Annotated in this window: 23 protein-coding genes, 2 tRNA genes and 1 riboswitch; of the genes, 14 read left to right on the forward strand and 11 right to left on the reverse strand. The window is 42.2% G+C overall.

Annotation, left to right across the window (positions count from 1 at the left end; all coding sequences use genetic code 11):
- The first annotated feature begins 133 nt into the window (after positions 1-133).
- The 4 genes from JWG44_RS20540 to JWG44_RS20555 all read left to right on the forward strand — a co-directional run bounded on the left by JWG44_RS20540 (position 134) and on the right by JWG44_RS20555 (position 3104).
- Positions 134-532: a DUF2721 domain-containing protein gene (locus JWG44_RS20540; protein WP_205276918.1), complete on the forward strand. Its 399-nt coding sequence runs from the start codon at positions 134-136 to the stop codon at positions 530-532.
- 194 nt (positions 533-726) lie between these two features.
- The gene (locus JWG44_RS20545; protein WP_205276919.1) at positions 727-1533 is read left to right on the forward strand and encodes an SDR family oxidoreductase; all 807 of its coding nucleotides are present in this window, start codon (positions 727-729) and stop codon (positions 1531-1533) included.
- A gap of 240 nt (positions 1534-1773) precedes the next feature.
- Positions 1774-2727, forward strand: coding sequence for a fumarylacetoacetate hydrolase family protein (locus JWG44_RS20550; protein ID WP_205276920.1), 954 nt, complete (start codon positions 1774-1776; stop codon positions 2725-2727).
- Positions 2728-2813: 86 nt separating this feature from the next.
- Positions 2814-3104 carry a hypothetical protein gene (locus JWG44_RS20555; protein WP_205276921.1) on the forward strand — a complete coding sequence of 97 codons (291 nt, stop codon included), beginning with the start codon at positions 2814-2816 and terminating at the stop codon, positions 3102-3104.
- On the opposite strand, the gene thiC is transcribed toward JWG44_RS20555, so the two are convergent.
- Positions 3089-4657 carry a phosphomethylpyrimidine synthase ThiC gene (gene thiC / locus JWG44_RS20560; RefSeq protein WP_205276922.1) on the reverse strand — a complete coding sequence of 523 codons (1569 nt, stop codon included), beginning with the start codon at positions 4655-4657 and terminating at the stop codon, positions 3089-3091. The two genes, JWG44_RS20555 and thiC, sit on opposite strands and share 16 nt — an antisense overlap.
- A gap of 129 nt (positions 4658-4786) precedes the next feature.
- Positions 4787-4883, reverse strand: a riboswitch (TPP riboswitch).
- Between the two features lie 985 nt (positions 4884-5868).
- Here thiC and JWG44_RS20565 point away from each other — a divergent pair.
- Both JWG44_RS20565 and JWG44_RS20570 read left to right on the forward strand, forming a co-directional pair.
- Positions 5869-6825: a porin OmpL1 gene (locus JWG44_RS20565; protein WP_205276923.1), complete on the forward strand. Its 957-nt coding sequence runs from the start codon at positions 5869-5871 to the stop codon at positions 6823-6825.
- Between the two features lie 219 nt (positions 6826-7044).
- Positions 7045-7953, forward strand: coding sequence for a porin OmpL1 (locus JWG44_RS20570; RefSeq protein WP_269752225.1), 909 nt, complete (start codon positions 7045-7047; stop codon positions 7951-7953).
- A 293-nt stretch (positions 7954-8246) separates the two neighbouring features.
- Here JWG44_RS20570 and JWG44_RS20575 read toward each other — a convergent pair whose 3' ends face one another.
- Positions 8247-9947, reverse strand: a complete 1701-nt coding sequence (locus JWG44_RS20575) for an acyl-CoA dehydrogenase family protein (RefSeq protein ID WP_205276925.1) — start codon at positions 9945-9947, stop codon at positions 8247-8249.
- Between the two features lie 522 nt (positions 9948-10469).
- Positions 10470-11147 (reverse strand): protein-L-isoaspartate O-methyltransferase family protein, encoded by a 678-nt coding sequence (locus JWG44_RS20580; RefSeq protein ID WP_205276926.1) that lies wholly within the window; start codon positions 11145-11147, stop codon positions 10470-10472.
- 94 nt (positions 11148-11241) lie between these two features.
- Here JWG44_RS20580 and JWG44_RS20585 point away from each other — a divergent pair.
- Positions 11242-11314, forward strand: a tRNA-Phe gene (locus JWG44_RS20585).
- Positions 11315-11329: 15 nt separating this feature from the next.
- On the opposite strand, the gene JWG44_RS20590 is transcribed toward JWG44_RS20585, so the two are convergent.
- Positions 11330-11572: a hypothetical protein gene (locus tag JWG44_RS20590; protein ID WP_069609334.1), complete on the reverse strand. Its 243-nt coding sequence runs from the start codon at positions 11570-11572 to the stop codon at positions 11330-11332.
- Positions 11573-11865: 293 nt separating this feature from the next.
- Here JWG44_RS20590 and JWG44_RS20595 point away from each other — a divergent pair, with 293 nt between their 5' ends.
- The gene (locus JWG44_RS20595; RefSeq protein WP_205276927.1) at positions 11866-12297 is read left to right on the forward strand and encodes an AAA family ATPase; all 432 of its coding nucleotides are present in this window, start codon (positions 11866-11868) and stop codon (positions 12295-12297) included.
- A 437-nt stretch (positions 12298-12734) separates the two neighbouring features.
- On the opposite strand, the gene JWG44_RS20600 is transcribed toward JWG44_RS20595, so the two are convergent.
- On the reverse strand, positions 12735-12977 hold the full coding sequence (locus JWG44_RS20600; protein ID WP_205276928.1) for a hypothetical protein: 243 nt from the start codon (positions 12975-12977) through the stop codon (positions 12735-12737).
- A gap of 530 nt (positions 12978-13507) precedes the next feature.
- On the opposite strand from JWG44_RS20600, the gene JWG44_RS20605 reads away from it, so the two are divergent.
- Complete coding sequence (locus JWG44_RS20605) at positions 13508-14680, forward strand: DUF1577 domain-containing protein (RefSeq protein WP_205276929.1); 1173 nt, start codon at positions 13508-13510, stop codon at positions 14678-14680.
- A gap of 365 nt (positions 14681-15045) precedes the next feature.
- Here JWG44_RS20605 and JWG44_RS20610 read toward each other — a convergent pair whose 3' ends face one another.
- Entirely contained in the window at positions 15046-16137 is a 1092-nt protein-coding gene (locus JWG44_RS20610) for a helix-turn-helix transcriptional regulator (RefSeq protein WP_205276930.1), read from the reverse strand.
- A 592-nt stretch (positions 16138-16729) separates the two neighbouring features.
- Between JWG44_RS20610 and JWG44_RS20615 the strand changes: the two genes are divergently transcribed.
- The 4 genes from JWG44_RS20615 (at position 16730) to JWG44_RS20630 (ending at position 19783) form a co-directional block, all read left to right on the forward strand.
- Positions 16730-17134: an STAS domain-containing protein gene (locus JWG44_RS20615; RefSeq protein ID WP_205276931.1), complete on the forward strand. Its 405-nt coding sequence runs from the start codon at positions 16730-16732 to the stop codon at positions 17132-17134.
- A gap of 584 nt (positions 17135-17718) precedes the next feature.
- On the forward strand, positions 17719-18342 hold the full coding sequence (gene coaE, locus JWG44_RS20620; protein WP_205276932.1) for a dephospho-CoA kinase: 624 nt from the start codon (positions 17719-17721) through the stop codon (positions 18340-18342).
- Complete coding sequence (locus JWG44_RS20625; protein ID WP_205276933.1) at positions 18339-19082, forward strand: SPOR domain-containing protein; 744 nt, start codon at positions 18339-18341, stop codon at positions 19080-19082. The genes coaE and JWG44_RS20625 overlap by 4 nt, the downstream gene beginning before the upstream one ends.
- 53 nt (positions 19083-19135) lie before the next feature.
- Positions 19136-19783 (forward strand): FFLEELY motif protein, encoded by a 648-nt coding sequence (locus JWG44_RS20630; RefSeq protein WP_205276934.1) that lies wholly within the window; start codon positions 19136-19138, stop codon positions 19781-19783.
- Between the two features lie 590 nt (positions 19784-20373).
- On the opposite strand, the gene JWG44_RS20635 is transcribed toward JWG44_RS20630, so the two are convergent.
- The 5 genes from JWG44_RS20635 to JWG44_RS20655 form a co-directional block, all read right to left on the reverse strand.
- Positions 20374-21339 (reverse strand): SGNH/GDSL hydrolase family protein, encoded by a 966-nt coding sequence (locus tag JWG44_RS20635; RefSeq protein ID WP_205276935.1) that lies wholly within the window; start codon positions 21337-21339, stop codon positions 20374-20376.
- The gene (locus JWG44_RS20640) at positions 21308-22720 is read right to left on the reverse strand and encodes an MBOAT family O-acyltransferase (RefSeq protein WP_205276936.1); all 1413 of its coding nucleotides are present in this window, start codon (positions 22718-22720) and stop codon (positions 21308-21310) included. The genes JWG44_RS20635 and JWG44_RS20640 overlap by 32 nt, the downstream gene beginning before the upstream one ends.
- A gap of 778 nt (positions 22721-23498) precedes the next feature.
- Positions 23499-23580, reverse strand: a tRNA-Leu gene (locus JWG44_RS20645).
- A 136-nt stretch (positions 23581-23716) separates the two neighbouring features.
- A complete protein-coding gene (gene cueR / locus JWG44_RS20650) occupies positions 23717-24112 on the reverse strand; it encodes a Cu(I)-responsive transcriptional regulator (protein WP_205276937.1) in 396 nt (131 codons plus the stop codon).
- A gap of 24 nt (positions 24113-24136) precedes the next feature.
- On the reverse strand, positions 24137-24421 hold the full coding sequence (locus tag JWG44_RS20655; protein ID WP_205276938.1) for a 2Fe-2S iron-sulfur cluster-binding protein: 285 nt from the start codon (positions 24419-24421) through the stop codon (positions 24137-24139).
- Positions 24422-24605: 184 nt separating this feature from the next.
- Here JWG44_RS20655 and JWG44_RS20660 point away from each other — a divergent pair, with 184 nt between their 5' ends.
- On the forward strand, positions 24606-24815 hold the full coding sequence (locus JWG44_RS20660) for a heavy-metal-associated domain-containing protein (protein WP_205276939.1): 210 nt from the start codon (positions 24606-24608) through the stop codon (positions 24813-24815).
- The last annotated feature ends 7 nt before the right edge of the window (positions 24816-24822 follow it).

Raw genomic sequence — 24822 nt, forward strand, 5'->3', positions numbered from 1 at the left:
AATCTGCCTAAACGTATTCTTTATCAGACTTACAAATTCAGGCGAGATTTTTTCGGTTATGAAAGCGTTGGATTGAAAAAAAATGAAACTTTACAAAAACGGGAGAGCCTTTGATTCTACTTAGTAACGAATTATGATCCCTTTATCGTTTAACACACCCGGCCTTCTGTTTCCGGCGATTTCCCTTCTTATGCTCGCTTATACAAATCGATTTTTAGGACTCGCAAATCTTGCAAGACAACTGATTGCAAAGTTCCAGGAGAAAAAAGATCCGGATCTACTTTCTCAAATTCGAAACCTTCGTTTTCGTCTTTCTCTGATCCGTCACACTCAGAGTATGGGGATTCTTAGCCTTCTTTCCTGCACCTCGTGTCTTACGGTTTTAGCATTTGATCTTCAACAAACCGCTTGGTTTCTTTTTGGAACCGCTCTTCTGTTTCTCGTCGCTTCGCTTTGTATCTGTTTGGTGGAGATTCATCTTTCGGTTCGCGCTTTGGATATCGAAATTCATACACTCGACAAAATGGATTGAAGAATTCGCACTTCCGTCTTTTATCTTAGAATCGTTTTTAAAACCGGATTCGCGTCTTTTCATTCTAAAATTCGATTCCGTAATGGAAGAATTCTTGAATCGATATCCTTTCTTTGGAAACATCGCTTTTTATAAAGAAGTTTTTAAAACGAAGATCGGAATCGAATCGTCGTCCTGAAAAAAAGGGGAATTCAATGAGCGAAACATTTTACAAAGACAAAATCGTGTGGATCACGGGAGCTTCTTCCGGAATCGGAGAAGAACTCGTAAAAGAAGCCGCCAAACGGGGTGCAAAGATCGTCCTCTCCGCGAGAAGAGTCAAAGAACTGGAAAGGGTCAAAAAAGAATGCGGACTTACCAAAGCAAACAGCTTGATTCTTCCCTTAGATTTAGAAGATTATAAAAAACTAAAGAACGTTCCCAAAAAAGCGATCGATCAGTTTGGGAGAATCGACGTTCTGATCAACAACGGTGGAATCAGCCAGCGTTCCTACACTTACGAAACCTCGATCGATACCTACGAAAAACTCATGGACGTGAATTATTTCGGGAATATCGCTCTTTCTCTTGCTGTACTTCCGTTTATGAGAAAACAAAAATCGGGAACGATTTCTTCGATCTCCAGCGTCGCGGGTCTTTTTGGAGTTCCGCTTCGAAGCGGATATAGCGCGAGTAAGGCGGCTCTCACCGGTTTTTACGAGGCGCTTCGCGCCGAAAACGTAAAAGAAGAAGTGAAAGTGACCTTGGTTTATCCTGGATTTATCAAAACTCAGATTTCAAACAACGCTCTCAAAGGTGACGGCACCAAACAAGGAAAGATGGATTCGGTCATAGATCAGGGGATCGCCGCCGACGAATGCGCTAAAAAAATCTTAGACGCGATCGCCGAGGGAAAGAACGAGATCATCATCGCGGGATTTAGAGAAAACTTCGCCGCATTCTTACATAAATTTTTGCCCGGAATTTTTGCGAAGTCCATCGCAAAGGCGAAGGTCACTTGAATTGCGACCATAGGAGCAATTCGCTGAGTTATTGCGACCCATCGAACGACCCAAAGGAAGTGAGATGTTTGAGTTCGGAGCAATTCGCGTTTTACTTTGTTCCGTTCGTTGAAAAAGAGAAATCGTTTCCCTCGCGAGTGGAAACGAATCAAAGCTGAAAGAAATGCTTTCTTGAATTTCGCATAACGCTCCGATCCATTTCGGAACTTCAAATTTAGAATATCAATGATGGAGTGATCCATGGCAAAAAACTACATACGGTTTAGTAAAAAAAACCAAGTCCAATGGGGACTGGTTACAAACGAGAGGATCCAATCCTTGGAATGCGGAGATCTTTCCACCACGGAACTTTTAGAATTCCTCAGGAAAAAGAAAAAACTTTCCGCCAAAAAAACGTTTTCGATCTCCGAAGTTACGATCCTTTCTCCGATTACCGCTCCTTGCCAAATCGTCTGCCAAGGCGCCAACTATCGACAACATCTGATCGAATCGGGGCTCGATCCCGATGATAAAAATTACAATCTATTCTTCACAAAGTCGGACGCTTCTATTTCCTCTCCGATCGGAGACATCGTTCGACCTGCTCACGTAAAACTTCTGGATTATGAGATCGAACTCGGAATCGTTTTTGGAAAAGCGTTCGATTCTCCTTTGGATCCGAATTCAGAAAATTTGGAAGAATACGTAGCGGCCTTTTTTATGGCCAACGACGTTTCCGCGAGAGACGTTCAAATCCCTCAATTGCAATGGTATAAGGGGAAATCGTATAGAACGTTTTTCCCGGCAGGTCCGTATCTTTCGATTTTGGATCGAGGAGACTTTTCTTTTTACGACTCCTTGGAATTGAATCTTACGGTCAACGGGGAAGTCAGACAAAAGGACAAAACTTCCAATCTTGTCTTCAAACCCTTGGAGACGATCTTAGAATTATCACGTTTTTGTAATATATCTCCAGGCGACGTTTTACTGACGGGAACTCCTTCGGGTTGCGCGCTTCGAGCCCCTGGAAAGTTCATTCAGGCGTTGGGAGGTTTTCTTTCCGAAAAAACGAAATGGAAACTGTTCGTCAAAGCTCAGAGCAGAAGAAGTCAATATTTAAAACCGGGGGACGTCGTTCGTTCCACGATCCGTTCGCGAGATCATAAGATCGATCTCGGAGAACAGATTCTCAGCGTCGTCCCGGAAGAACGTTAGGCGAAATTAAACTGAAGCTCGAACGGGTTTCTATCGATCCCGGCCGGTCCATTCTTTTTTTATCGGGCTTTGTTTGTCGGAACAAGTTGTCGTCTTATGGAGATCCTCTGAAAAAGTCTGCGGGAGTTCCCGCAGACTTTTTAATTCTCGGTAGGTCCGTGGACGACACAAGCGTAAGAGTTCCCACATTTCTCTCTCAAACTGAGAAATCTCCGAATTCCACGAACCGCAAGGTCCGCGCGGTGGGAACTCCTGCAAATCCCGGCTTTCCGTCGGATCACATTCCACCAAAAGCATTTTTTAGAGAATTCGGCGATCCGACCTGTTATAATAGCTCGATCGGATTGTTAAGCGAAGTAGATCAAGGAGCGCTGTAGATCTCGGCGCCTTTTTCTAAAAATTCTTTGGATTTTTCAACCATTCCCACCTGAAGCGCTTCGTTTTCGTCCACACCCTTCTCTTCCGCAAACTTTCGGAGTTCCTGCGTCAGATTCATGGAACAGAAATGAGGACCGCACATGGAACAAAAGTGAGCGGTTTTCATTCGATCCTGTGGAAGAGTTTCGTCGTGAAAAGACTGAGCCGTTTCCGGATCGAGAGAAAGAGCGAACTGATCTTCCCAACGAAATTCAAAACGCGCCTTGCTCAAAAGATTGTCTCTCTCGATCGCACCCGGATGTCCTTTTGCCAAGTCTGCTGCGTGAGCCGCGATCTTATAAGCGATCACTCCCTGTTTTACGTCCTCTTTGTCCGGAAGACCGAGGTGCTCTTTGGGAGTCACATAACAGAGCATAGCCGTTCCAAACCAACCGATCATCGCGGCGCCGATCGCGGAAGTGATGTGATCGTATCCGGGTGCGATATCGGTCACAAGAGGGCCTAACGTGTAAAAAGGAGCTTCCTGGCAGAGTTTCATCTGAAGATCCACATTCTCTTTGATGAGATGCATCGGAACGTGACCCGGACCTTCGATCATCACCTGGATGTCTTCCGCCCAAGCTCGTTTTGTAAGCTCTCCCAAGGTTTCCAACTCTCCGAACTGAGCCTTATCGTTTGCATCCGCAATCGAACCCGGACGAAGCCCGTCTCCGAGAGAAAATGAAACTCCGTATTTTTTCATCACTCCGAGGATCTCGTCGAAATGTGTGTAGAGAAAATTCTCCTTATGATGTGCGAGACACCATTTCGCAAGAATCGAACCTCCTCTGGAAACGATTCCCGTAACCCGATTTGCAGTCCAAGGAATATAACGCAGAAGAACCCCCGCGTGAATCGTAAAATAATCCACGCCTTGTTCGGCTTGTTCTTCGAGGGTTTCTAAGAAAACTTGAATATTCAAATTCTCTGCTTTACCCTTTACCTTTTCGAGAGCCTGATAGATCGGAACCGTCCCGATCGGAACCGGCGAATTTCGGATGATCCATTCTCTCGTTTCATGAATGTTTTTTCCGGTGGAAAGATCCATTACCGTGTCCGCTCCCCATTTCACGGACCAGTGAAGTTTTTCGACTTCTTCTTCGATGGAAGAACCTAAAGCGGAATTCCCGATGTTAGCGTTGATCTTTACTAAAAAATTCTTACCGATGATCATCGGTTCGAGTTCGGGATGATTTCGATTGGATGGAAGAATGGCCCGACCGGAAGCGATCTCGGAACGGACAAATTCTTCGGACATATTCTCTCGAATGGCCACATAACGCATCTCTTCCGTGACGATTCCCTTACGAGCGTAATACATCTGAGAATGGTTGGCGTCCCCTCGATCCAGACGTTTTTGGACCCATTCCTTTCGCAGTTTGGGAATTCCATTCTTATAATCCGAAGGAAGTTTTCCGGAAAGAGCGCCTTCCGTGTGATAACATCGATACTCGGTCCCGTCGGTAAGCTGAATCGATTTTAGAGGGACTTGAAATTTTTGAGTGGGTTCCATACATTCTCCTGACCGCCGGTTTGGAGAGGAACTAAAAAAGGAGCCGTAAAAAAACAAGAAGTTATAAAAAAGAATCCGACCTTGTTTTCGCAGAACGCGCGTTAGACGGCCCTCTCAAAAAGTAAGAATCTTTTGTATGATCCGTTTTCCTACGCAGGCTTTATCCTGATCAGGTTCCGGGGACTCTCTCAGAGGCAAACATTTTGCCCCACCCCCAACGGTTTCCAGTTTAGAATCGCGAAAGAGAACGAGGTGACAAGAATAAAATGGTTTCGCGTTTCCGCGTTTTCCGAAAGGAATTCTCGGATTTTCTCCGCGAGAGAATCGAAACGGCTGAAACAGCGTTTTCCCATTTTCAAAAAAAAGAATCGGATTCTCGAAAAAAATGAGGGTTTGTTTCAAAACCCACCGTAAAGAAAATCGCTGATAAACGCTCGGCGAGCTCGCAATCAAAACGCGGGAGTTCCCGCAGATCCATATCCCGTGAAAGCGGCTTAGGAACTTTCTAACAAACTGATTCTTATTAAACTTTTATGGGAGTTCCTACATTTTCGGGTTTTGAGATAAATTCTAAGATAAAAACCTTCGAAACCGCTTTGCATAAAGTTTGAAAATTCAAATAGGCTCCGAATTCCGGATGAACAAGAATAAATCGTGCCTAACGTTCGAAGTCTCAAAAAGACGGTGTAGTTCCGTCATCCATTCTTTTAACCATTTGAAATCTAAGAATCAAATCTCTGAAATTCCAGGATCTTGTACAAAAGAGAAAAACCTTCCTTAAGCAATCCTTTTGATTGGAATGTTCGTTCTAGTCGGAAGTCTTCCCTGGAAGAATTCGTAAAAAGAAATCGATTCTTGTCCGATATTCTTCTTTTTTATATCATGATTTTCTAAAACTTTCCGTCGAATGGGCCCGATTCTAAGAGGATCGAAACCTTTCGATCCCTCCAACGATCTCTCTTTTTCAAAATCGATTCTCCTCTTAACAAATTTTTCTCCGTCAAAGACTCGTTCGTAACATTTGTTATAAAATAATGAAAAGTTTTTTTCTCATTTTGAGAATTTTGGGAACTTTTCAATCTTTTGCCGAAATCCTGTTTGACACTAATCTGCGAACTTCTAAAGTTTCACCCTGTGTCCGGGATTCAGGAAATACATATAACCTCCGGAAACACATCAAATCAAATTGAATCGTGAGTAAGGAGTTATCAATGGTTCGTAACATGAGTAAGGTGTTGCTTGTCCTCGCCCTATTTTCTTCGGCAGCAAGCTTAAGCGCAAAATCATACGGTATTGTAGGATTTGGATTACAGTTAGACCTGGGGCAATTGGGTGGAACAATCACTAAGGATGGTCTTGATGCTGCGACTTATTATGGTCCTGTAAGATCTTCCAATGTTTGTACTGTAGGAACTGACGCAGGTTGCATTCAAGATCCTTCCAAGGCTACAGGATCCGGTACTTATATTGGTGTTGCGCCAAGACGCGCAATCCCGGCTGAAAACAGACTGATCACATTGGAAAGAACTTCCGGTGGGATTATCAACGCCGGAACCACAAAAGGAGCGATGGTCGGTGGAAACTTGATGGTTGGATACGAGTCCGACTTTGCAAAGTATTTCTTCTGGAGAGTTGCGGCTGAATACACTCAAAAAATTTCCGGTGGTGTAACTAAAGCTGATATCGCTGGTTATAGCATCGTAGACATCACTTGGGGATTTAGTGCAATTGTAATTCCTGCAACCGTTGGTATCAAACTCAACGTAACGGAAGATACCGCTGTTTATATGGGCGCCGGCCTTAACTACTTTAACGGTGGATGGTCTTTGAACGGAACCAACAACATAAAAGGCGGTTATGATATTCTTACCGCGGCAGGTGTAACTTCCCTCGCTAACTTATTGAGCGATGGAACTGATCCTGTAACAACTCGTGAGCACACTCGCTTTAGAGCTTCCGGAATCGCACCTAACTTCTTGATCGGAACTCAAGCAAGAGTAACCGACAAAGGTCACGTTTTTATCGAACTCGAAACGATTATGTCTGCGGCATATTCTGTGGGTAAAACTCAGTCTGTGGGTGGAGCTTCCAACCTTTCCCCATATCCTGCCTACCCGATCGTTGTAGGTGGACAAATTTACAGATTTGGTTACAAACACGAACTCTAAGATCAGAATCCAAAGATCTTTTTGGAAAAAGGCTCTCCTCGTGAGGGCCTTTTTTTTATATCATTCGATCTAAAAAACTCCTTAAGAACCTTGACAGGAGTTCCTTCCCAATTAGCGTCCTAATTTTTATAAGCTTAAAAGTTTTCACATTTGTAAATGATTCTACGCAGACTCTTCATTCTCCCCCGGACTCTCTTCCGGAGATATGCCCCATTCTTCTTGTTCCTAATTTTTCATACAAACGTAGACGCTAAAACTTACTTTATCACCGGTTTAGGTCTTCAATTCGATCTTGGAAATATGGGCGAGATCATCACAAAAGACGGGATCAACTCGGGTCAATATTTTCATGTTCAATCCTCAAATGTTTGCGATCCGAACGCGGCCGGTTGTAGCCCTAACGGTAAAACCGGCGGCGTGGAACTTCGAAGACTCGTAGTTCCGGAGAACCGATTGATTACGATCGCGAGAACAACCGGCGGGGTTTTTCAAGCGGACAGCGCTCAAGGAGCGATGGTCGGGGGAAATTTTATGGTCGGTTTTGAGAAAGACTTTGGAAAATATTTTTTCTGGAGAATCTCAGGAAATTACACGCAGAAGATCTCGGGAGGAATCACAAAAGCTAGTTTTTTGGGCTATCGGTTTATCGACGCCAATTGGAATTTTCAATCGATTCTCATTCCCGCAACGATCGGTATCAAAATTCATGTCTCAGAAGACTCGAGCCTTTATATGGGGCTCGGATTGAATTATTTTTCTGGCGGTTGGGGACTGAGAGGAAGAAACGATTCCAAGAGTGTCTCCGATACTCTGGATATTCTTTCCGTTAGCGTTCCCCAATTGGCCTTAGTAAGAGACCTTTTGAGAGACGGACCCGATCCGACTGCGGTTCGGGAAAACATTCAATTTCGAATCTCCGGATTCTCACCGCATTGGTTATTTGGAACACAGGCAAGAATCACCGAAAAAGGTCATATCTTCTTAGAAGTAGAAACCGTCTTCGCGTCCAAATACGATTCCACTACGAGCAAATCTTTAGGAACAATTCTAAATCTTTCTCCTACCCCGGCCTTTCCGATTCAACTGGGTGGACAGGTTTTTCGCGCCGGTTACAAACACGAGCTTTGATTTGGAGATCCTACTTTGATTTGGAGATCCTACTTTGATTTGGAGTTCCTACTTTAGTTGGGAGATCCTACTTTAGTTGGGAGTTCCTACTTTAGTTGGGAGTTCCTACTTTGATTGGGAGATCCTACTTTGATTGGAGATCCTACTTTGATTGGAGATCCTACTTTGATTGGAGATCCTACTTTGATTGGGAGCACGAAAGGTCCGTTATTTTTCCGACAAACGAACGCTTCCGGATTCCGCATTTTTTTTGTGTGAAAGCGGGTTCAAAAAACCCGCACTCAGAAATAAAATTAAGGAGCCATCTCATAAGCGTCTTTGTAAGAATAAACCTTTGCACAGACTCTCAAAAAAAGTTCCTCGTCTTCGATCGGTTTGTGAATCATCTCTAGACATTTCGCCATTTGTTCCGCGCTGCTGCTCCTTTTGGAATAGAGCTGAAGCGCGTATTTGGAAAAGTCGCGGATCATAAAATCGAAAATCTGACTCAAAAGATCGTCTTCCACCTTTTCGATCGCGGCGTTTTCGATCAGAAGTTGCCCATAAGCGACTAACGTAAACAATTCCCCCAAGATCAACATGAAGTCGAGATCCTTTGCTTGTTTTGAATCTGGCGGAGTTTTTTCTAAGAATTCCTTGAGAGTTACGATCTGCTTTCTAAAAATTTTGACGTTCGGAAGATCAACGCTCGCATAAACGGTGTTATAGTCGTGAAACGATATTTTCTCGAAACCCTTAGTGGTCGCCCCTTGATTAAAAAGAAAATCGTCGTTTTTGAAATCGTTCACTTTCGGGATTACCGGAAGGGAAGAATTCGGCTCGAAGAAATAGTTGTGCATGAACTTTATGATCAGAGCCATGTTGACGTGCGCGGTTCCTTCCAACTTAGGAAGCCCCCGAATGTCTTTCGCTGCCATTTCAAAATACATATTCTTCTCAAAACCTTTTGCGGCGATCACGTCCCAAAGAAGATTGATGACCTCTTCTCCCTGCATCGTAACTTTCATCTTCACCATAGGATTAAAGAGAAGATAACGCCGATCGGAACCGGAAGCGGATCTCATATAGTCTTTTGCCCTGGAAGCGAAAAGTTTCATGGAAAACAATCGGCAATAAGCGTCGACAAACATCTGTTTGATCTGAGGGAAGTCGGTCACGTAACGATTGAATAATTTTCTCTTCGACGCGTGATTGATCGCTTCGTAAAAGGAGTGGGTACAAATTCCGATCGAAGCCCAGCCTAGATTGTATTTACAGATCGCGATCGTACTTAAGGAAGCGTCCCACGCATCACGGTCCTTGGAAAGAATCTCGTTCTCCGAAATCGGATAGTCGTGAAGCGCGTATTCTCCCACGTAACTCTGAGAGTTTACTACGTTCTGAATGAGTTCGTAATTCTTATGTTGAGAGTTGACCGCAAAAAAAACGTAGTTACCGGTTTCTTTCATCCTTCCGAACGTCGAAACGATCGCGGCCTTGTTCGAGTTACCGATGTAGTATTTGTCTCCGTTGGCGACATACGATCCTTCCCCTTTTTTTTCGAGAATCATATCGCTCGAAATCAAGTCGGCTCCGTGTTCTTTTTCGGAAAGACCGAAGGCAAAGATCTCTCCCTCTTTTAGAAGTTTTGCGGTTTTGTGTTTGATCTCTTCGTTTTTACTGATCCATATCGGGCCGAGTCCCAACATCGTAACCTGCCAGGTATACCAATAACAAAGTCCGTAAAAGCCGGTGATCTCGTTGAAGTCGCAGATTCGAGTCGTATCCCAACGTGAGTCGGAATCTCCATAACCGGCCGGAGTCATCAGAGTCGCGAACGCCTTTACTTCCTTTTGAAATTCGAGAAAATCTCCGTACCAGGTCTGATGACGATCGTCTTCTTTTAACTTGTTTTTTCCTTTTTTTTCAAAGAACTCGATGGTTCTTTTCATGATGTTTTTAGATTTTTCATCTAAATGTGCAAATTCGGTTTTTTTTGGGTTTAACAGTTCCATATTCTAATCTCTTTTACGGTGGATGGATTCAAACCATTCGAAGAATTTTTGTTATAGAAGAATTCTCCGCAAGAAGGACAAACAAAAACGGCGTTCGATAACACGGAATCTCGATCGGCGGACTTCGTTTGTCTTTCTTTGGGTTTTTAGAATGTTCTCAATGACCGATTCCACAAACCCGATGTTTGAAAAACCAATCGTATAAAAAAGAAATCTACTCACAAGTTTAATTTCCGAGAAGATTCCCGGCTTTCTCGACGCTTCCGTTCCCATTCTTAGCCGAATTCCGTTTGTTATGAAAAAAGGAAAGAATTCCATCCTTAAAAATTAGGACACCAAAAGAGCGGATCAAAAACAAAATCACCGGTCGAGAAAAAATCCAAAAAGAAATTAAGAACATTCAAAAATTTGAATATTCTTGCAAAAAATCCCAGAATCCGATTTGGAAATATTTCCAAAATTCTTTCCGCTTTGAAATTACGAATCGGATCTTCGTATGAGTATTCCGAGCTCGAAAAATTCTTAGGATTCATTTCCCAACAAGGGAACAAACTTGACTCCGCCTTTGATTTCCAAAGACCAATCGTCAACGGTCTTTCTGGCGATCATCAGAACTTGTTCTTCCTTTCCCGTCGGAAATATAAAAATTCCTCCCGGAACCAATGAACGAAAATACGGACTCTCCCGGCTTGGAAGTTCGGAAAGAGAAGCGCAAGAGATCATCTTTTCAAAAAAAAGCCCGGGCTTTAGCGCTTCCGGCCCGCTTCCGGTAAAAAAACTATGTTTCTTCGTACATCCGGGATTCCAACATTCCAGATTGGAAATCGCGGTTTTGTGAAGAGGTTCAAAAAATTCTACGGAGTAAATTTTTGCTCCGAGAAAATCAAGGACCGCACTCTGATAACCGGAACCGGTTCCGATTTCAAAAACGCGATCTCCTTTTTGGATTTCGAGGAGCGCCGACATCCAAGCTACCATAAACGGTTGCGAAATGGTTTGATTGCATCCGATGGGAAGGGGTTTGTCTTCGTAGGCTTGAGAAGAATACAGAGAAGGGACAAAACATTCTCTAGGAATCGAGAGTATCGCAGAGAGAACGTTTCGATCTCGGATTCCTCGAGAAACAATTTGTGATTTCACCATTCGTTCGCGTTCGACGCGCCGCAGGAGCGGATCGCAGATTTTGGATACGGAGGACATTTTATATTTCTCCGAAAGACTCCGAGGAGAAGAAGTTGTATCCGATCTTTTTCGTTGACAGTGAAGCCTGTTTTTCTATGCTGTCCATGAGTTCGGCCTTGTAGCTCAGTCGGTAGAGCAGAGGACTGAAAATCCTTGTGTCGGGAGTTCGATTCTCTCCGAGGCCAGAACTCACTTCTACTTTACTTCGCCGCCTTCCTTTCTTCTCCCAATTTCCAGAGTTCCGAAAATACGAGTTCGTCTATCACCTTACATAGTTCCGGTTTATATAATTTTTTGACCGGCGGTTTCGGGTAGATATGAATTTCGTCAGTGTTCGGAATATAAGTCATCATCTTCAGAATCTGATCTTCTCCTTCCACTTCATACATTGTATAAGACATTCCTTTTGCGGGAATGATCTGTTCGGTTTCTAAATATTTCATTCTACTCTGGTCCTTTTGTTCCAAGGGCTCTTCTTGAGGTTGAAGATTGTTTTCAATGGATCTTTCTTCTAGGCTAATCAGATTCCACGTATTTGTAAAGTAAAAGAAGAATGAAAAGCCGGGCTTTACCGTCTTTTCAAGGAAATCTCCGGGAAGAGCCGAATTTTAATCGTAATTTGGAGAATCTTCTTTCTCGTTTTTTAAGAAAGATAAGAATCGTTCCGAAAGAATCTTTTGTACCGTATCCGACCGAAAGATCCTTTGAAAAGTAGGAACTCCTTTTTTCAAATACTATGAACTTAGAATCTTCGCTCCTTCTCATCCGAGGCCTTCCCGGCGCAGGAAAAAGCGCTTTGGCAAAAGTTTTATCGGAAAACGGAAAGTATCCCGTCTTTTCCGTAGACGATTACTTTACAAATCCGGAAACGAAAGAATACAAATTTCAGTACACGGAAAATCATCTTGCCTACAAGAGTTGCGAAGAAAGAACCAGAAAGGCGATGGAAGCAAAATCTCCGAAGATTTTTTTAGACAATACGTTTACACTTTTTTGGGAGATGGAACCCTACTTCAAAATGGCTTCCGAATGGAATTATACGGTTTTTGTTCTGACGGTGGAAAACTACCACAGAGGAAAAAACATCCATTCCATTGAAGATAAACAACTCCAAAAGATGGCTTCCAAATATAAGGTCCGTCTATTGTCTTCCGATTTGATGGAATAAACGGTTTTCTTTTTTTAAAGTACCAAGCGAGAGGAGCGATTTCCACGGTTTCTCCTCCTAAAATCGATTCAACGTATGCGCCGAGAAAAAAGACTTTGTCGAAAAATACTTTCAGACGGACTTGAAGTCGATTCGCGCGAGAATTTCGGAAAAGTTGACAAAGAAGTTTTTCGCAAATTCTCAAAAAGTAGGAACTCCCATCGAAATCGAACAGAGATAAGTCTGTGAAAAAGTTCTTAAACCGTTTCAGGGAAGAAATCTGCGGGAACTCCACAGATTTTATTACGAGCCGACTGAGTTTTGTAAACGGCTTCTTCTAACATTTCGGAGAAGCCCTAATCTCACCGACCAAATAGGAAGTCGGGAAATTCCTTTTTCAAATTCTAAGAATCTAAGTTCGAATTCATTACAAAATTTTCTCAACGGAGAAATCTGATTTATGTTCCAATTCCTTTTGGAAAATCCCTTAAGAAATGATCCAGAACTTGTTGAAAATCTAAAAGTGTGGGAACTCCTCCGTTTCGGATCTGCGAGAACCGATTTCGCGAAAAACCAAGGAGAGCTCTTGTAGGAGCTCCCGCAAAATTTCCTTTCGGATTTTGAGACCAGCTTCCATTTCCATTCTCAAACAAATCGTGTAGAAGAAGAATTCCGGGATTCCGATTGATTAGAACAAACATTTTCGCTCCTCCGACCAGAACTTTACTCACAAGTTTAAAAACTATCTGGAATAAACAAGATCCAAATAAGAATTTTTGTAGGAGTTCCTACATTGGGTGGGGGAACTTTTTACTTGCAAAAAGTCGAGTTTTCTGATAGAGAAAAGTCGCCCGATTCTTCCCGCCAACCCGCCTCCTCCAACCCAACGAGGGTGGGGCGCGCGTTTTACGGAGGACTGTCGTTGTTACGACAAATTCTTTGAAAGATTCAGTCCATCTGTGGTAAGGTTATGCTCCTCCGACGGACGTTGTCCGAAACAGAACGATCAACTTTAAAAAACTTTATTTTTGCCCAACCTTCGACCGGAAAGCTACAAACGATACTACCGTCCTTCCATTTCATCGATAAAATGATAATTTTCATTGTGTCAAAATATCGGATCTATAATTCAGAAACTCGTTCAGGAAATTTTATATTTACTAATCTGTCCCTTCGTTCAATTTTAAGCTGCTATATTTCGAAAGAGAGTAAGAGTCAAATGTTGGAATCAATGAACGGAATCAAATCGAAAAATAGAGAATTGGATGTGCTCCATTCTCCGGACCAGAGAAAGCATATTATTGAAAAACATTTATTAAATCAGTCCTTAATTATAAAAGGCGATGAAGAAGGTTCCAGTCTAACCATCAAACAATTCATTCCCGAGGGAGAGAAATTGATCGTCGAGCTGCAAGGAGACATCGATCTCACTTCTAAGAACGAATTGATTCTCTATAGAATTCTTGCGAAGTATGTGCAACTCGAATGTTTTTTTCAGCAGAGCATCAACGAAAGAACGGCCGAACTTTCGGTGAGTCAAATCTCCATCGCAAAATCCAACCGCGCGTTTCCGAGATATCCTGTCGCCGAAGACTCCGCTCATATCACCAATATCAATTCTTCCAAGACGGTGATCGACGCCTCCCTTTTTAACATCCCGACTTTGGTCAAGGTGAGCTTTGAAGACTATAAAACGAAATTAAAAACTTATGATTTCGGAATCGTCGAGATCGACGTCTTCAAGGCGGATCTGGATGAAAAATTCGACTTAGTAAAAAGGACAAAAAAATACATTCATATCGAAAACACTTCGGACGAATCTTCTTACACATCCAAAAATGAAAATCAAATCGACGTGGAAGATCAGATCAACCAAGAAATCTCGACTCTGATCCGCAAATACAAGGATGAGAAAATTCTTTCCGAAATCATTTTTCCGATCATTTACGTCAATCACTCCAGGCAATCCATTCCTCTCGGTTATATTTGGATTCGAAATAAAGAAAAAAATCTCACAAAAGAAACCATTCACCAAGTATCCGAACTCGCAAAAGAAATGGTCGCAAGAATCAAAGAATCGAATACAGTGATGACCACCGAAAAATTTCCGATCATCGATATTTCCAACAACGGAGTTTGTGTCAAAATCACAAATTCTCATTTGATTCAAACTCTTCCCAAACATACGGGTTTTGTATTTGATATCTATATCAGAATGCAGGGGTATTTTAAGGTTTTCGGCGCGGTACGTTGGATATCTTACGATTCTTCCGGCAATCTGATTCTCGGTCTGGAATTGGTCGCGAAGTCGGCGCTTCCCGGAGAGAGGGAAAAGTTTCACAAAAACGTTGAACTTTTGGGGCAAGGAAAATTCACGGGAATGAAAACGAGCAACGCGGTCTAATTCCCATCCTTTCGGATTCTTAAATACGTTCCTTTTTCGAATCCATTTTGATGATTGCTATATTTTAATATTCTTATATACTAATATCGAAGAATATTGAATTATCCAGAGGACCGTGCCCTAAAACGCCAGCGTTTTAGGGCATTTCAAATGTCTTACCGCTCTGAAGAAATCTCCTGCTCACGATTCTCCAAAATCGACCGTCCGTATCTCATCAAACTACAACGAAGATCCAAATGCGCTGCGGATGAAATGGGACAAGAGGAACGGCTCCTTTTCAAAACCTCCGCCCGATAAAAAAATTCGGAAGCAGACAAAAGTTCCACTTTCATTCTTATCCTTTGAAAATCCTCCTGAATCCAGTTTCAGTTTAGAGTAAAGGAACGTTTGTCGAATAGTTGCGCCTCTCTGAATTTTTTTGGAGACATTCCGGTTTCCCGTAAAAAGGCCCTGTGAAATACCGAATTCGAATTAAACCCGACCGCGTTTCCGACCGAAATCACCGGTCGACTTGGATCGTTGATCAAAATTTCCTTCGCTTCCCGGACCCGAAATCGATTGATATAGTTGTTAAAGTTGATTCCTTTATGATCGTTTAGATAAGAGGAAAGCTGATGAACCGAAACTCCAAGCTCCTCCGCAACGTTTGGAAGTCGAATATCTTCGTCCAAATAAATGCGCTCTTCTTGTATGAGATAACTCAACTGTTTCTCTAAGGCGTCTATGTCGATGTCCCCTAAGAGAGATTTTTTCGAGGAATTCTTTTGTATTTCTGCGGTGACCTTTTCTCCTAAAAAGTTTCGAAAGTAAACGCTAAGAAAATAAAAAAATACGACTTCCACCGTCGTGATCGCTCCCGAAAGATGCACGAGAACTTTTTTATCCAAGATGATGCCCACAATCTCCGTAAGCGCTCCAAAAGAAAGCAACACCACGGATCCACCCAGAACTTTCGACCTAAGAGTACTGAAATCGAAAACTCGATTCGTGAACATACGATAGACGGCGCCTCCTATATAAACCAACACAAATAAATCCGTTAGATAGAGGAACATCCCGAATTCAAATCGACTCTGTTGATCGTATAAACTTGCAATCGGAATCGATAATACAAGAGGTGGAACTAGGTTCCAATAATACTTTGAAGGAAGTTTCGCATACTTAGAGAAAACAAGAATCGAATTCAGATACACGAATACACCCGCAGTGGAAAGCGAAATCAAATCGATCTGAAATAAAAAACGTTTCATCCAATCGTATGAAACTGAGTTAATCGTGGTTTCGTCCAAGTATTGAAAAATCGCCGTAAGAATCAGAAGGGCCGATAAAAAATAATCGATCTGACGTCTGGCTCGCAACAATCGGTCAAGCCCGAGGATCAAAGCAAAAAAAACTCCGAATCTCGAAATAGCGATCAGTAATTCTTCCCGTAATAACCAATGGATTACATCCGCCATTATCTCAACTTCCAAAATTGAACTTTTTCTTTTTTATAATTTCGATCCCTTTCTTTAAAAGGGTATTCGTTTAATAAAATTGTTTGCATCTTAATGTTTAACCTTTTAAATTCTTATAACTTTCAAATGACCAACAAAATATCCGCGTTTATTTTTCACTTAAAAGAATTAAGCTGTAACGCTATAGGAGTGAACGACGTTTTTTTAAGAACAAACGTCAAATCGAGATCAGCAAACATTCAATAATTTATTTTATGAAAGTTTTAATCCTTTCGGATATTTATAATTACTTTCGGGTAAGATTGTTTTTTTTGGAATTTCATTTCGGATTTATCACGGATGAACAATCTTTCCTCTCAATTCCATGCGTGCTAAAAAAAGAGATCGTGTTGATTTATAATTTAACACCGCATTCTTTTTATTTTTTACCTCGGAGCATCCAAGCGCTTTCGATGGTCCCCTTCTCGGCATTTCGAATCCGCGTTCGTGTTTTGTTTTGAATGCTTATCAATTAAAAATTTCCTTCCATTTTTAATTGAATTAAAATATCAGGATTTGAACCTTAGTAAAGATGGGTTCGGAGAATAAAGAAATGGATGCCAAAACAGACTCTATCAGTTATAAAACCAACGATATGAAACTTACGATTGAACAAATATCTTCCGGAGGAACTCTCCCGGGACCGGCGGCTATTTTTCAAATTCAGGGAGATATCAATATTTTTTCGGCTAAGAAGTTAAAAGAATCTTTTAACGAATCCATCGACAATGAAGTTTACATTCTTCTTATAGACCTGTCGGGAGTAAGAGTTATGGACTCTTCCGGAATAGCGACATTTATCGCGACGCACTCACGACTCAACAAGATGCCGAACGCAGGAATCATTCTTTATTCTCTTACTCCTGAAATCGAAAAAATGTTAGAACTTACCCGGCTAAAATCCTTACTTCGGACTGCATCCAACTTTTCCGAGGCGATTCGACTTTTCAGCCCCTAACCGAAACCTTTACTTCTTTTTACCTTCGGGATCCCCTTCGGTTTTTTGTGTGCCTTTTGCATTCCTGCATTTTCGTCGTAGAATGGGATTTTCTGCACAATGAAGCCCATTGCCGCTGGTGTGAAAATCCGTATTTTTTGTTGGATCGAATCATCCTCGGTTGCTTGTTTTCTGCAAAATGAACTCGGAGAGCTCTGAAAAGTGTGAGTTCCTACTTTTTATAGGATTTAATGGTGCATTTTTCCTTTGTCGTATAAATCGGAAAAGGCAAGTTCCAAAGTCCGTATATGAAAATCGGTGAATCCGAAAAGTGTGAGTTCCTACTTTTTCAAAACGGCTTTTTTCGCGGGAGTTCCCGCATTTTAGAACTAAAAGATCCATCTCGATTCTTCAAAAAAATCCCTTCCGATCCTAATAAAAATGCTACAAAGGCAACTCGTCGTTTCCCCCGGCTGAATTCTTGTTCCGACAAACAAATCCCATTCTAAAAAATAGTTGCAAGAGGCTTCAAGTCCGTCCGAAGGGGAACCACGGAAATTTCTTTTTTGCTTGTACTTTTTGAGGCTTAAGACCAAGATCAACGGATGCAGAATTCGAGTTCCGGAAAAAAGGCCTTTTTGGTCGGAATCACCGGAATGATCGGGGGTGGAAAGAGCACCGCGACAAAAATTTTGGCCGAGCTGGGCGCCTTTGCGATCCAAGCCGACCCACTCGCCAAACGTTATACCGCGCCGGACTCTCCCATACTTCCGGAGTTGGTGGACCTCTTAGGATCGGAGATTTTAGATTCGGAAGGAAACCCGGATCGGAAAAAAATTGCCGACTTGGTCTTCCGAGATCCGAAAAAATTAGAAGGACTCAATCGACTGATTCATCCAAGAGTCAGACAAGACTTCTTGAAGATCTTGGAAACCGAAGCCTCGGGAAAACTCGTGATCTGGGAAGTTCCCCTTCTCTTTGAAACGGACGCATACACTCTCTGCGACGCGACGGTCGCCGTCGATTCGGACCCGGAAGAATCGATCTTGAGAACGATTACCAGAGACGGGGTCGCAAAAGAGGACGTTTTGGCGAGAATTGCAAACCAACTTCCTCTTTCGGAAAAGCTAAAAAGAGCCGATTATACAATTAAGAACAGAGGGAATTTGGAAACACTCAGAGAAGAATGTAAAAATCTCTACACCACTCTGTTAGGAAGAATGTTATGAAAGAAAAAATATTTTATGTGATCAATCTGGACAATAAGAGAATTCTAATTCTCTCTTTATTCTTACTCGGACTTTTGTTTTCGTTTTTTTTCTTAGGAGTTTCCGTGGGAAAAAAACGCGGAGGAAATTCGGGAGAAGAAGCCCTAACGTTAAACGACATCAAAAATCAAGAAATACAAAGTGGAATTCCATTCTCCGAGCCGGGTCAAATTCCGACGGAGGGAAACAACGCGGCTGTCTCGACGGAAATTCCGCCTGCGACGACAAATTCTCCTTCGAATTCTAAAAATCAAGATTCCGTAACGTTTAAGAATATTCCTCCCGCGACTGAAGTTGTTGAGTTTAAAAAATCCGGAACGAATCCTTCCGCTTCCGTTGAAAAAGAAAACAAATCCACTCCGGAAACGTTATCCGTGAAGGAACCGGAAGGTTCCAAAGAATCGAAAAAAGTAAAGAAGAACGAAGAAAAAAAATCGAAAAGAATTTCCAGATCTTCCTCCGAAGAAGAATCAAACGGCTTTACTCTTCAAGTCGCGGCATTTAAAGACAAAGAAAAAGCGGACGAATTAAAAAAATCGATCTCAGGAAAGGATAAAAATTCGAAAGCAACCGTCAAAAGATCAAGAAACGGATATTATACGGTACGATTTGGCTCCGCATCGTCTAAAAAAGAAGCAGAAGGCCTTTCAAAAATGCTGCCTGCAAAATTGAGATCGGGAGCCATCATAGTCAAGGATTGATTTTTATATTGACCTTCTCTATATAGCCTACGAAATCAGTTTCTAAGTTTCGAATGGATCCAAAGGTGTTAGAGCTAACGCGCAAAGCAGTTGTACGCGCGACAATAGAGAGGCTTCGCACAACGTATTCCGATCTTCTGATCATAAAAGGATACGATGGGATTCCGAATTTTTTCGAATACAATTTGTATTCTCCTTCCAATAAGGAAGAAAGAGACAACGCCTTAGAAAGCCTCTACGAAAAGTTGAAAACGGTCGCGGGGAAATCCATGACCGACAACATTCATCAGATCATTCTTCTAAATCGTCTAACGGACTCTCTCGATTACGATACCGCTCAAGTAGTGATCGAAAACAATTTGATGGAAGACGGCGTGATTTCCAGAGATAATCTCTACGCCGCCATGGGTGAAGCCGATCGTTTTGAAGAAAGAAAACAACAGATTCAGATGGTCGGCAATACTCTTCGTTTTTTCTTTTCCCTTTCCAAACTTCCGATGATTAAACTTGTGATGGCTCCGATCAAAGTTGCAGCCTCCATGGTGGGCGCGACTTCCTTGGTGGAAACGATGGAAGCGGGTTATGATTTATCCAGTAAAATCAAGGATCTCAATCCTTTTATCGAAGCCTTTGTGGATAGAGAAACCAAACTTATCGGAAAGTTAGAAATCGGAAGCCCCGTCGGCGAACTTCACGCGTAGACGAAATAAGTTTTTTCCAAAAAATCTTTCTCGGTTCCGGATCGAATTGTCTCTCAAAACCAGACAAATCTACTTTCTAAATTCCGCTTACGAAATGACCTGCGGATCCAAACCGAAACGGCCTTAGGTCCGTTTTTAATTTTTTTTTAAGTATTGCCGCTTCGTCGAAACAACTACGGCGTCCCCTTCCTTGCTCTAACCTTACCCACAAGTTGGAAAGCTATTTAGAATGAAGAAGGATCCCCCGTCAGATTTCTTGTAGGAGTTCCTACAAAAGCTCTGAGAGAGAATTTTCCTTGCAAAATTATAATTCTGTGATATAGGAAAATCTCCCGGAGTTTTCCGCCTCCCGCCCCTCCACCCAAAATTTCAGGGCGGGGCTTTCGTTTTACGGAGGACCGTCGTTGTTCCGACAGATTTTTCTTACGATTCAAACAACTTTGTGGGTAAGGTTATGCGAAAATCGGGCGGGGCTTTCGTTTTACGGAGGACTGTCGGTCTTACGACAGATTCGTTTAAAGATTCAGTCCACTTATCGAGTAAGGATATGTTCCTTGCAGCGGGGAAAACTCGAAAGGCAAAATTCTAATTTAGAAAAGAGATCTTTTTTTGAGTTCTTTTTGAAAAGCGTCGGTGTAAACGGCCTTTCCCAAAAGATTGAGATGAGAAGCGTCAAAGAAGAATTCCGACTTTGTCTCAAAGGACCCCGGATTTAGACGAAGATAGATGGAATCCGAAACTTCCGCTATCCTGGAAAGTTCTTTCCGAACGAGGTCGTATCGGCCGTTTTCTTCTTCCGAAAAAAAGTAATTCGGAGTTTCCAGAAGAACGACCTTCATCCCGTTTTCACGAGCGAATTTTAGAATTTCATAAAGTTCTTGAACGAGATCGTTTTCGATTTGAGGAGAAAGATTCTCGTATTGTTTTTTCCAGTTCCGGATTCTTTCTTCGTTTTCCTTTTCGCTCGCGTTCAATTTCCAAACAAAAATCGAAGAAAGATATTTATCGTAGAGTTTTGAAAAGATAAAATGAGAAAAGGAATTGAGAGAATAGGACTGAGAGATCCGAAACATCCAATATTCCAAAAAAGATTCTTCCGAAACTTTTTGATCTAAGAAGTTTATGAACATTCTCTTGTGATAATAACCTTTTATGGACTTATATGCTGAATCCGGATACCGTCCTTTGTGAAAGACGAACTTATCAGTCTCCAATACTAGAAGAGAAGGTTTTTGATTTTGATTCTTCCTTAAATATTCCCGGACGATTTCTTTTCGAAGCGTCAGGTTGGCTCCCGGGATGTTCAAGAGTGTGACCGTCTTTCCGAATTCTTTCGTCAAAAGAGAAGGATCCAAATCCCAGAGGATATGACTCGAACCTACGATTAAGACATTCGAAGGTTTGAAATTCTTAACCATCGAAAACATCTTATCGTATTGTGGAAAGAAGAGTGAATAGGAAATCCTATCGAATACAAGAACTGAAAAAAGAAGTGCGATAAACAATCCCGCTGAACGCAGAACTTTAGAACTGGAAGTAGATGAAACTGGATCCATAGAACACTCCTCCCGTAAAGATCAAAACTACAAACAAACCGGCGACGGCCCAATCCGCGTATTTTTTCCAACCTTCCTTCGCCTTCTCCCAGAGAGGAAAAATTCCTTCCAAAATAAGAAAGAGAAAGAGAGCAAAAACTCCGGCCTTTTTTTGAAATTCCACGATAAGATCCAAAGATTCTCCGTTTGAAAAATCGAAGATTCTCGCGAGAATCTGATGAGCGACCCCGACGGAACTCGCGCGGAAATAGACCCAACTCAAAAGAACACAGTGAAACGTAAAAAGAACTCCGAAGATTCGAATCCAATTGTGTTTCATTTTTCCGTTCATAAAAACTCTTCGAAAGAGAACTTCCAGGGTGAGATAAATTCCGTTCAAAAGTCCCCAGATGACGAAGGTCCAATTAGCGCCGTGCCAGATTCCGGAGAGAGCGAAAACGATTAAGAGATTGCTAATATGTCGAAACGTAGATACTCGATTCCCGCCTAACGGAATATAAACGTAATCCCGAAACCAGGAAGAAAGGGAAATATGCCAGCGTCCCCAGAACTCGGAAACGCTGGAGGAAAAATAAGGACGATCAAAATTCTTCATCAAATCGATCCCGAGAATTTTTGCGCCTCCGATCGCGATGTTCGAATATCCCGCGAAGTCGCAGTAAATCTGAAACGCAAAAAAATAAGTCGCGACCAATAGATCGGCTCCGGATTTTTCCGAAGGCTGGTTGTACATCGCGTCTACAAAAACCGAAAGACGATCCGCTATAAAAAGCTTCATAAAGAAACCGTAAACTATGTATTTCAGTCCGTTTTCCACATTCTGAAAAAGAAGTTTGTGTTCCTGATGAAACTGAGTCATCAAATGATGTGCCCTCTCGATCGGTCCCGCAACCAACTGTGGAAAAAACATCACATACACCCAATAGTAGCCTAGATGTCTTTCGGCTTTGATCTTTCCTTGATAGACTTCCACGATATATCCCATGGATTGAAACGTATGAAAGGACAAACCGATCGGAAGAATGATCTCAAGCGCTGAAATCGGCATCTCCGAGGAAAAAAGAAATTTATAAAGAATTCCCGTATTATCCAGGAGGAAGTTGAAGTATTTGAAAAAAATAAGAATCCCGATGTTCGACGAAAGGCTCAGTATAAGAAAGGTTTTTCTTTTCGACCCGGATGCGTTTTCGATCCAGATCGCGAGATAATAATCCAAGACGATCGTAAAAGCAAGGATGAGTATATAGGCCGGTATAAAGGCCATGTAAAAATAACAACTTGCGAGAAGAAGGAGTATCCATCGAAATCGAAACGGAAGGAGAAAGTAAGAGACCGCCACGGCCGGATAAAAGAGAAGAAAATGAATTGAGTTAAAGAGCATCGTGTCTTAAGAAATCGTTTTGTTTCGAGAGAGGAATTCTTTCCAAAGCTGGAAAAATATCTCCGATCCTCTTTCGTCTTTTCAATAAAGTAGAATCAGGATTTAGAGGGAAGCTCGAAAAGTAAAGCGGATTCGAGGGAGTTCCTACTTTTCAAGTATCAAAAGAAGACTTTGCGAGTAGAGGGACTCGAACGCTCCGAGGATGGTTTTACCGGAAAGGTTCTAAAAAGAGGGAGATCCCACATTGATTGAACTCTCAAAGAAATGCCTCGGAGAAACAAAGGAGTTCCTACTTTTTTAGAATTCAAAGAAGAACTCTCGTTCCAGTCCGGAATTTTCTAAGATTCGCTGATTTTGATTTAAAAAAGAAAGCTTTGCGAGTAGAGGGACTCGCCGTTACGCAATTCGCCATCCTGGCGAATTCGGCTCCACGGCGTCTCGCTTTGGCCTCGGCACTTCCTGTCCCTCGGAACCGTTTTTCGCCTTTTACGAAAGCTCAAAACGGTTTAACAAAGCTCGCTTCGAGTCCAGAAGCTTTCTCAAATGGGATTGTTTGGAATTTAAAAAAGAAAGCTTTGCGAGTAGAGGGACTCGCCGTTACGCAATTCGCCATCCTGGCGAATTCGGCTCCACGGCGTCTCGCTTTGGCCTCGGCACTTCCTGTCCCTCGGAACCGTTTTTCGCTTTTTACGAAAGCTCAAAACGGTTTAACAAAGCTCGCTTCGAGTCCAGAAAGCTTTCTCAAATGGGATTGTATGGAATTTAAAAAAGAAAGCTTTGCGAGTAGAGGGACTCGAACCCCCACACATTACTGCACCAGAACCTAAATCTGGCGTGTCTACCAATTCCACCATACTCGCGGTGAGAATTCCAATTTTTGTGAGTTTCGATCGGAGTCAAGCCGAAAGAAACAATTCTTCCGAGACTTGTCTTTGGAATAAAAGCCTCCGAGCGCAGAAGGAAAGAAATTTCAAATTTTCAAAAAAAAAAAATACCTCAGGCTTTTTCATTTGAAAGCGATTTTAGAATCGGACAATGAGGTCGATGATCTCCCTGACAATGGGCCGCTAAATCCTTGAGGGTTTCCGCCATTTCCTGCATCTCCGAAATTTTTGTCTCCAGAGTTCTTAAATGAGAAAGCGCCAGAACCTTCACATCGGAGCTCGCCCTACTCTGATTTCTCCAAAGACCGACCAGCTTCTTGATCTCTTTTAAGGCAAACCCCATACTTCGGGCCCTTTTCACAAACTGAAGGATGTGAACGTCGTCGGAAGAATACATTCTATAACCCGATTCTCCTCTTCTCGCTTTCGGAATCAGACCGATCGTTTCGTAGTGTCGAATTTGTTTGGCCGTAACTCCGGACTTTTTGGAAACTTCACCGATATTCATAACCGACTTCTTGCGATTTATTTCTTAGACCTTTTTTTCCATCCAAGGAAGAATAAGATCGCTCAGAGGAACGGATCTGCAAGCCAAAATATAACCCTCTTGTTTCTCTTCTTCCGTCAGAGAGAATTTTCCGTGAGAAAGATGTTCCACCTTTCCGCCTAACAAAAGAATTTTACAAACCCCACAACGACCGAATCTACAAGAATAAGCAAGATCGATTCCCGCATTCAATGAAGAATCCAAAACCGTCTCCATTTCCTTAACATCAACGCTACGATTCAGATCCGGAAAGTGAATCTTAAAACTCATAATATCTCCTCGTTTAACTTCGAGAAAAATTCTAAAGGTTCCTCTTGTGGGAAGGTCAAGATGAGAAGATCAAAAAAAAACGATTCTCCCGAAAAAAAAGTTAAATCGGCCCTTGACCTTCCCATCAGGGGAAGGTTTAACCTGGTCCTTAATGATTCCAAAAAAGAATCTAAGGAGAATTCAAATGTTAGAATTTCAAGTGGAAGGAATGACCTGCGTTAGTTGCGCTTCTATCATCTCAAAAGCGATTCGGACCGTAGATCCGTCGGTTTCCGTTGACGTAAAAATTCCCGAACAAACGGTTCAGGTAAAAAGTAATCGCCCGGAACAGGAACTGATCCGTCTTATAGAAGAAAGCGGCTATCCCGTTCTCGGAACAAAACAAATTTTATAAGGAGGAA

It is taken from the genome of Leptospira ainazelensis (assembly GCF_016918785.1).
In the GTDB taxonomy this organism is placed as follows: Bacteria; Spirochaetota; Leptospiria; order Leptospirales; family Leptospiraceae; genus Leptospira; species Leptospira ainazelensis.

Bases quoted from the DNA above. Each gene is read 5' to 3' on its own strand.
- JWG44_RS20595 (WP_205276927.1), top strand. From the start codon at position 11,866: ATGAACTTAGAATCTTCGCTCCTTCTCATCCGAGGCCTTCCCGGCGCA.
- cueR (WP_205276937.1), bottom strand. From the start codon at position 24,112: ATGAATATCGGTGAAGTTTCCAAAAAGTCCGGAGTTACGGCCAAACAA.
- JWG44_RS20540 (WP_205276918.1), top strand. From the start codon at position 134: ATGATCCCTTTATCGTTTAACACACCCGGCCTTCTGTTTCCGGCGATT.
- JWG44_RS20550 (WP_205276920.1), top strand. From the start codon at position 1,774: ATGGCAAAAAACTACATACGGTTTAGTAAAAAAAACCAAGTCCAATGG.
- JWG44_RS20640 (WP_205276936.1), bottom strand. From the start codon at position 22,720: ATGCTCTTTAACTCAATTCATTTTCTTCTCTTTTATCCGGCCGTGGCG.
- JWG44_RS20575 (WP_205276925.1), bottom strand. From the start codon at position 9,947: ATGGAACTGTTAAACCCAAAAAAAACCGAATTTGCACATTTAGATGAA.
- JWG44_RS20625 (WP_205276933.1), top strand. From the start codon at position 18,339: ATGAAAGAAAAAATATTTTATGTGATCAATCTGGACAATAAGAGAATT.
- JWG44_RS20660 (WP_205276939.1), top strand. From the start codon at position 24,606: ATGTTAGAATTTCAAGTGGAAGGAATGACCTGCGTTAGTTGCGCTTCT.
- JWG44_RS20610 (WP_205276930.1), bottom strand. From the start codon at position 16,137: ATGGCGGATGTAATCCATTGGTTATTACGGGAAGAATTACTGATCGCT.
- coaE (WP_205276932.1), top strand. From the start codon at position 17,719: ATGCAGAATTCGAGTTCCGGAAAAAAGGCCTTTTTGGTCGGAATCACC.
- JWG44_RS20580 (WP_205276926.1), bottom strand. From the start codon at position 11,147: ATGTCCTCCGTATCCAAAATCTGCGATCCGCTCCTGCGGCGCGTCGAA.
- JWG44_RS20630 (WP_205276934.1), top strand. From the start codon at position 19,136: ATGGATCCAAAGGTGTTAGAGCTAACGCGCAAAGCAGTTGTACGCGCG.
- JWG44_RS20635 (WP_205276935.1), bottom strand. From the start codon at position 21,339: ATGGATCCAGTTTCATCTACTTCCAGTTCTAAAGTTCTGCGTTCAGCG.
- thiC (WP_205276922.1), bottom strand. From the start codon at position 4,657: ATGGAACCCACTCAAAAATTTCAAGTCCCTCTAAAATCGATTCAGCTT.
- JWG44_RS20600 (WP_205276928.1), bottom strand. From the start codon at position 12,977: ATGTTTGTTCTAATCAATCGGAATCCCGGAATTCTTCTTCTACACGAT.
- JWG44_RS20565 (WP_205276923.1), top strand. From the start codon at position 5,869: ATGGTTCGTAACATGAGTAAGGTGTTGCTTGTCCTCGCCCTATTTTCT.
- JWG44_RS20605 (WP_205276929.1), top strand. From the start codon at position 13,508: ATGAACGGAATCAAATCGAAAAATAGAGAATTGGATGTGCTCCATTCT.
- JWG44_RS20545 (WP_205276919.1), top strand. From the start codon at position 727: ATGAGCGAAACATTTTACAAAGACAAAATCGTGTGGATCACGGGAGCT.
- JWG44_RS20615 (WP_205276931.1), top strand. From the start codon at position 16,730: ATGGATGCCAAAACAGACTCTATCAGTTATAAAACCAACGATATGAAA.
- JWG44_RS20655 (WP_205276938.1), bottom strand. From the start codon at position 24,421: ATGAGTTTTAAGATTCACTTTCCGGATCTGAATCGTAGCGTTGATGTT.
- JWG44_RS20590 (WP_069609334.1), bottom strand. From the start codon at position 11,572: ATGAAATATTTAGAAACCGAACAGATCATTCCCGCAAAAGGAATGTCT.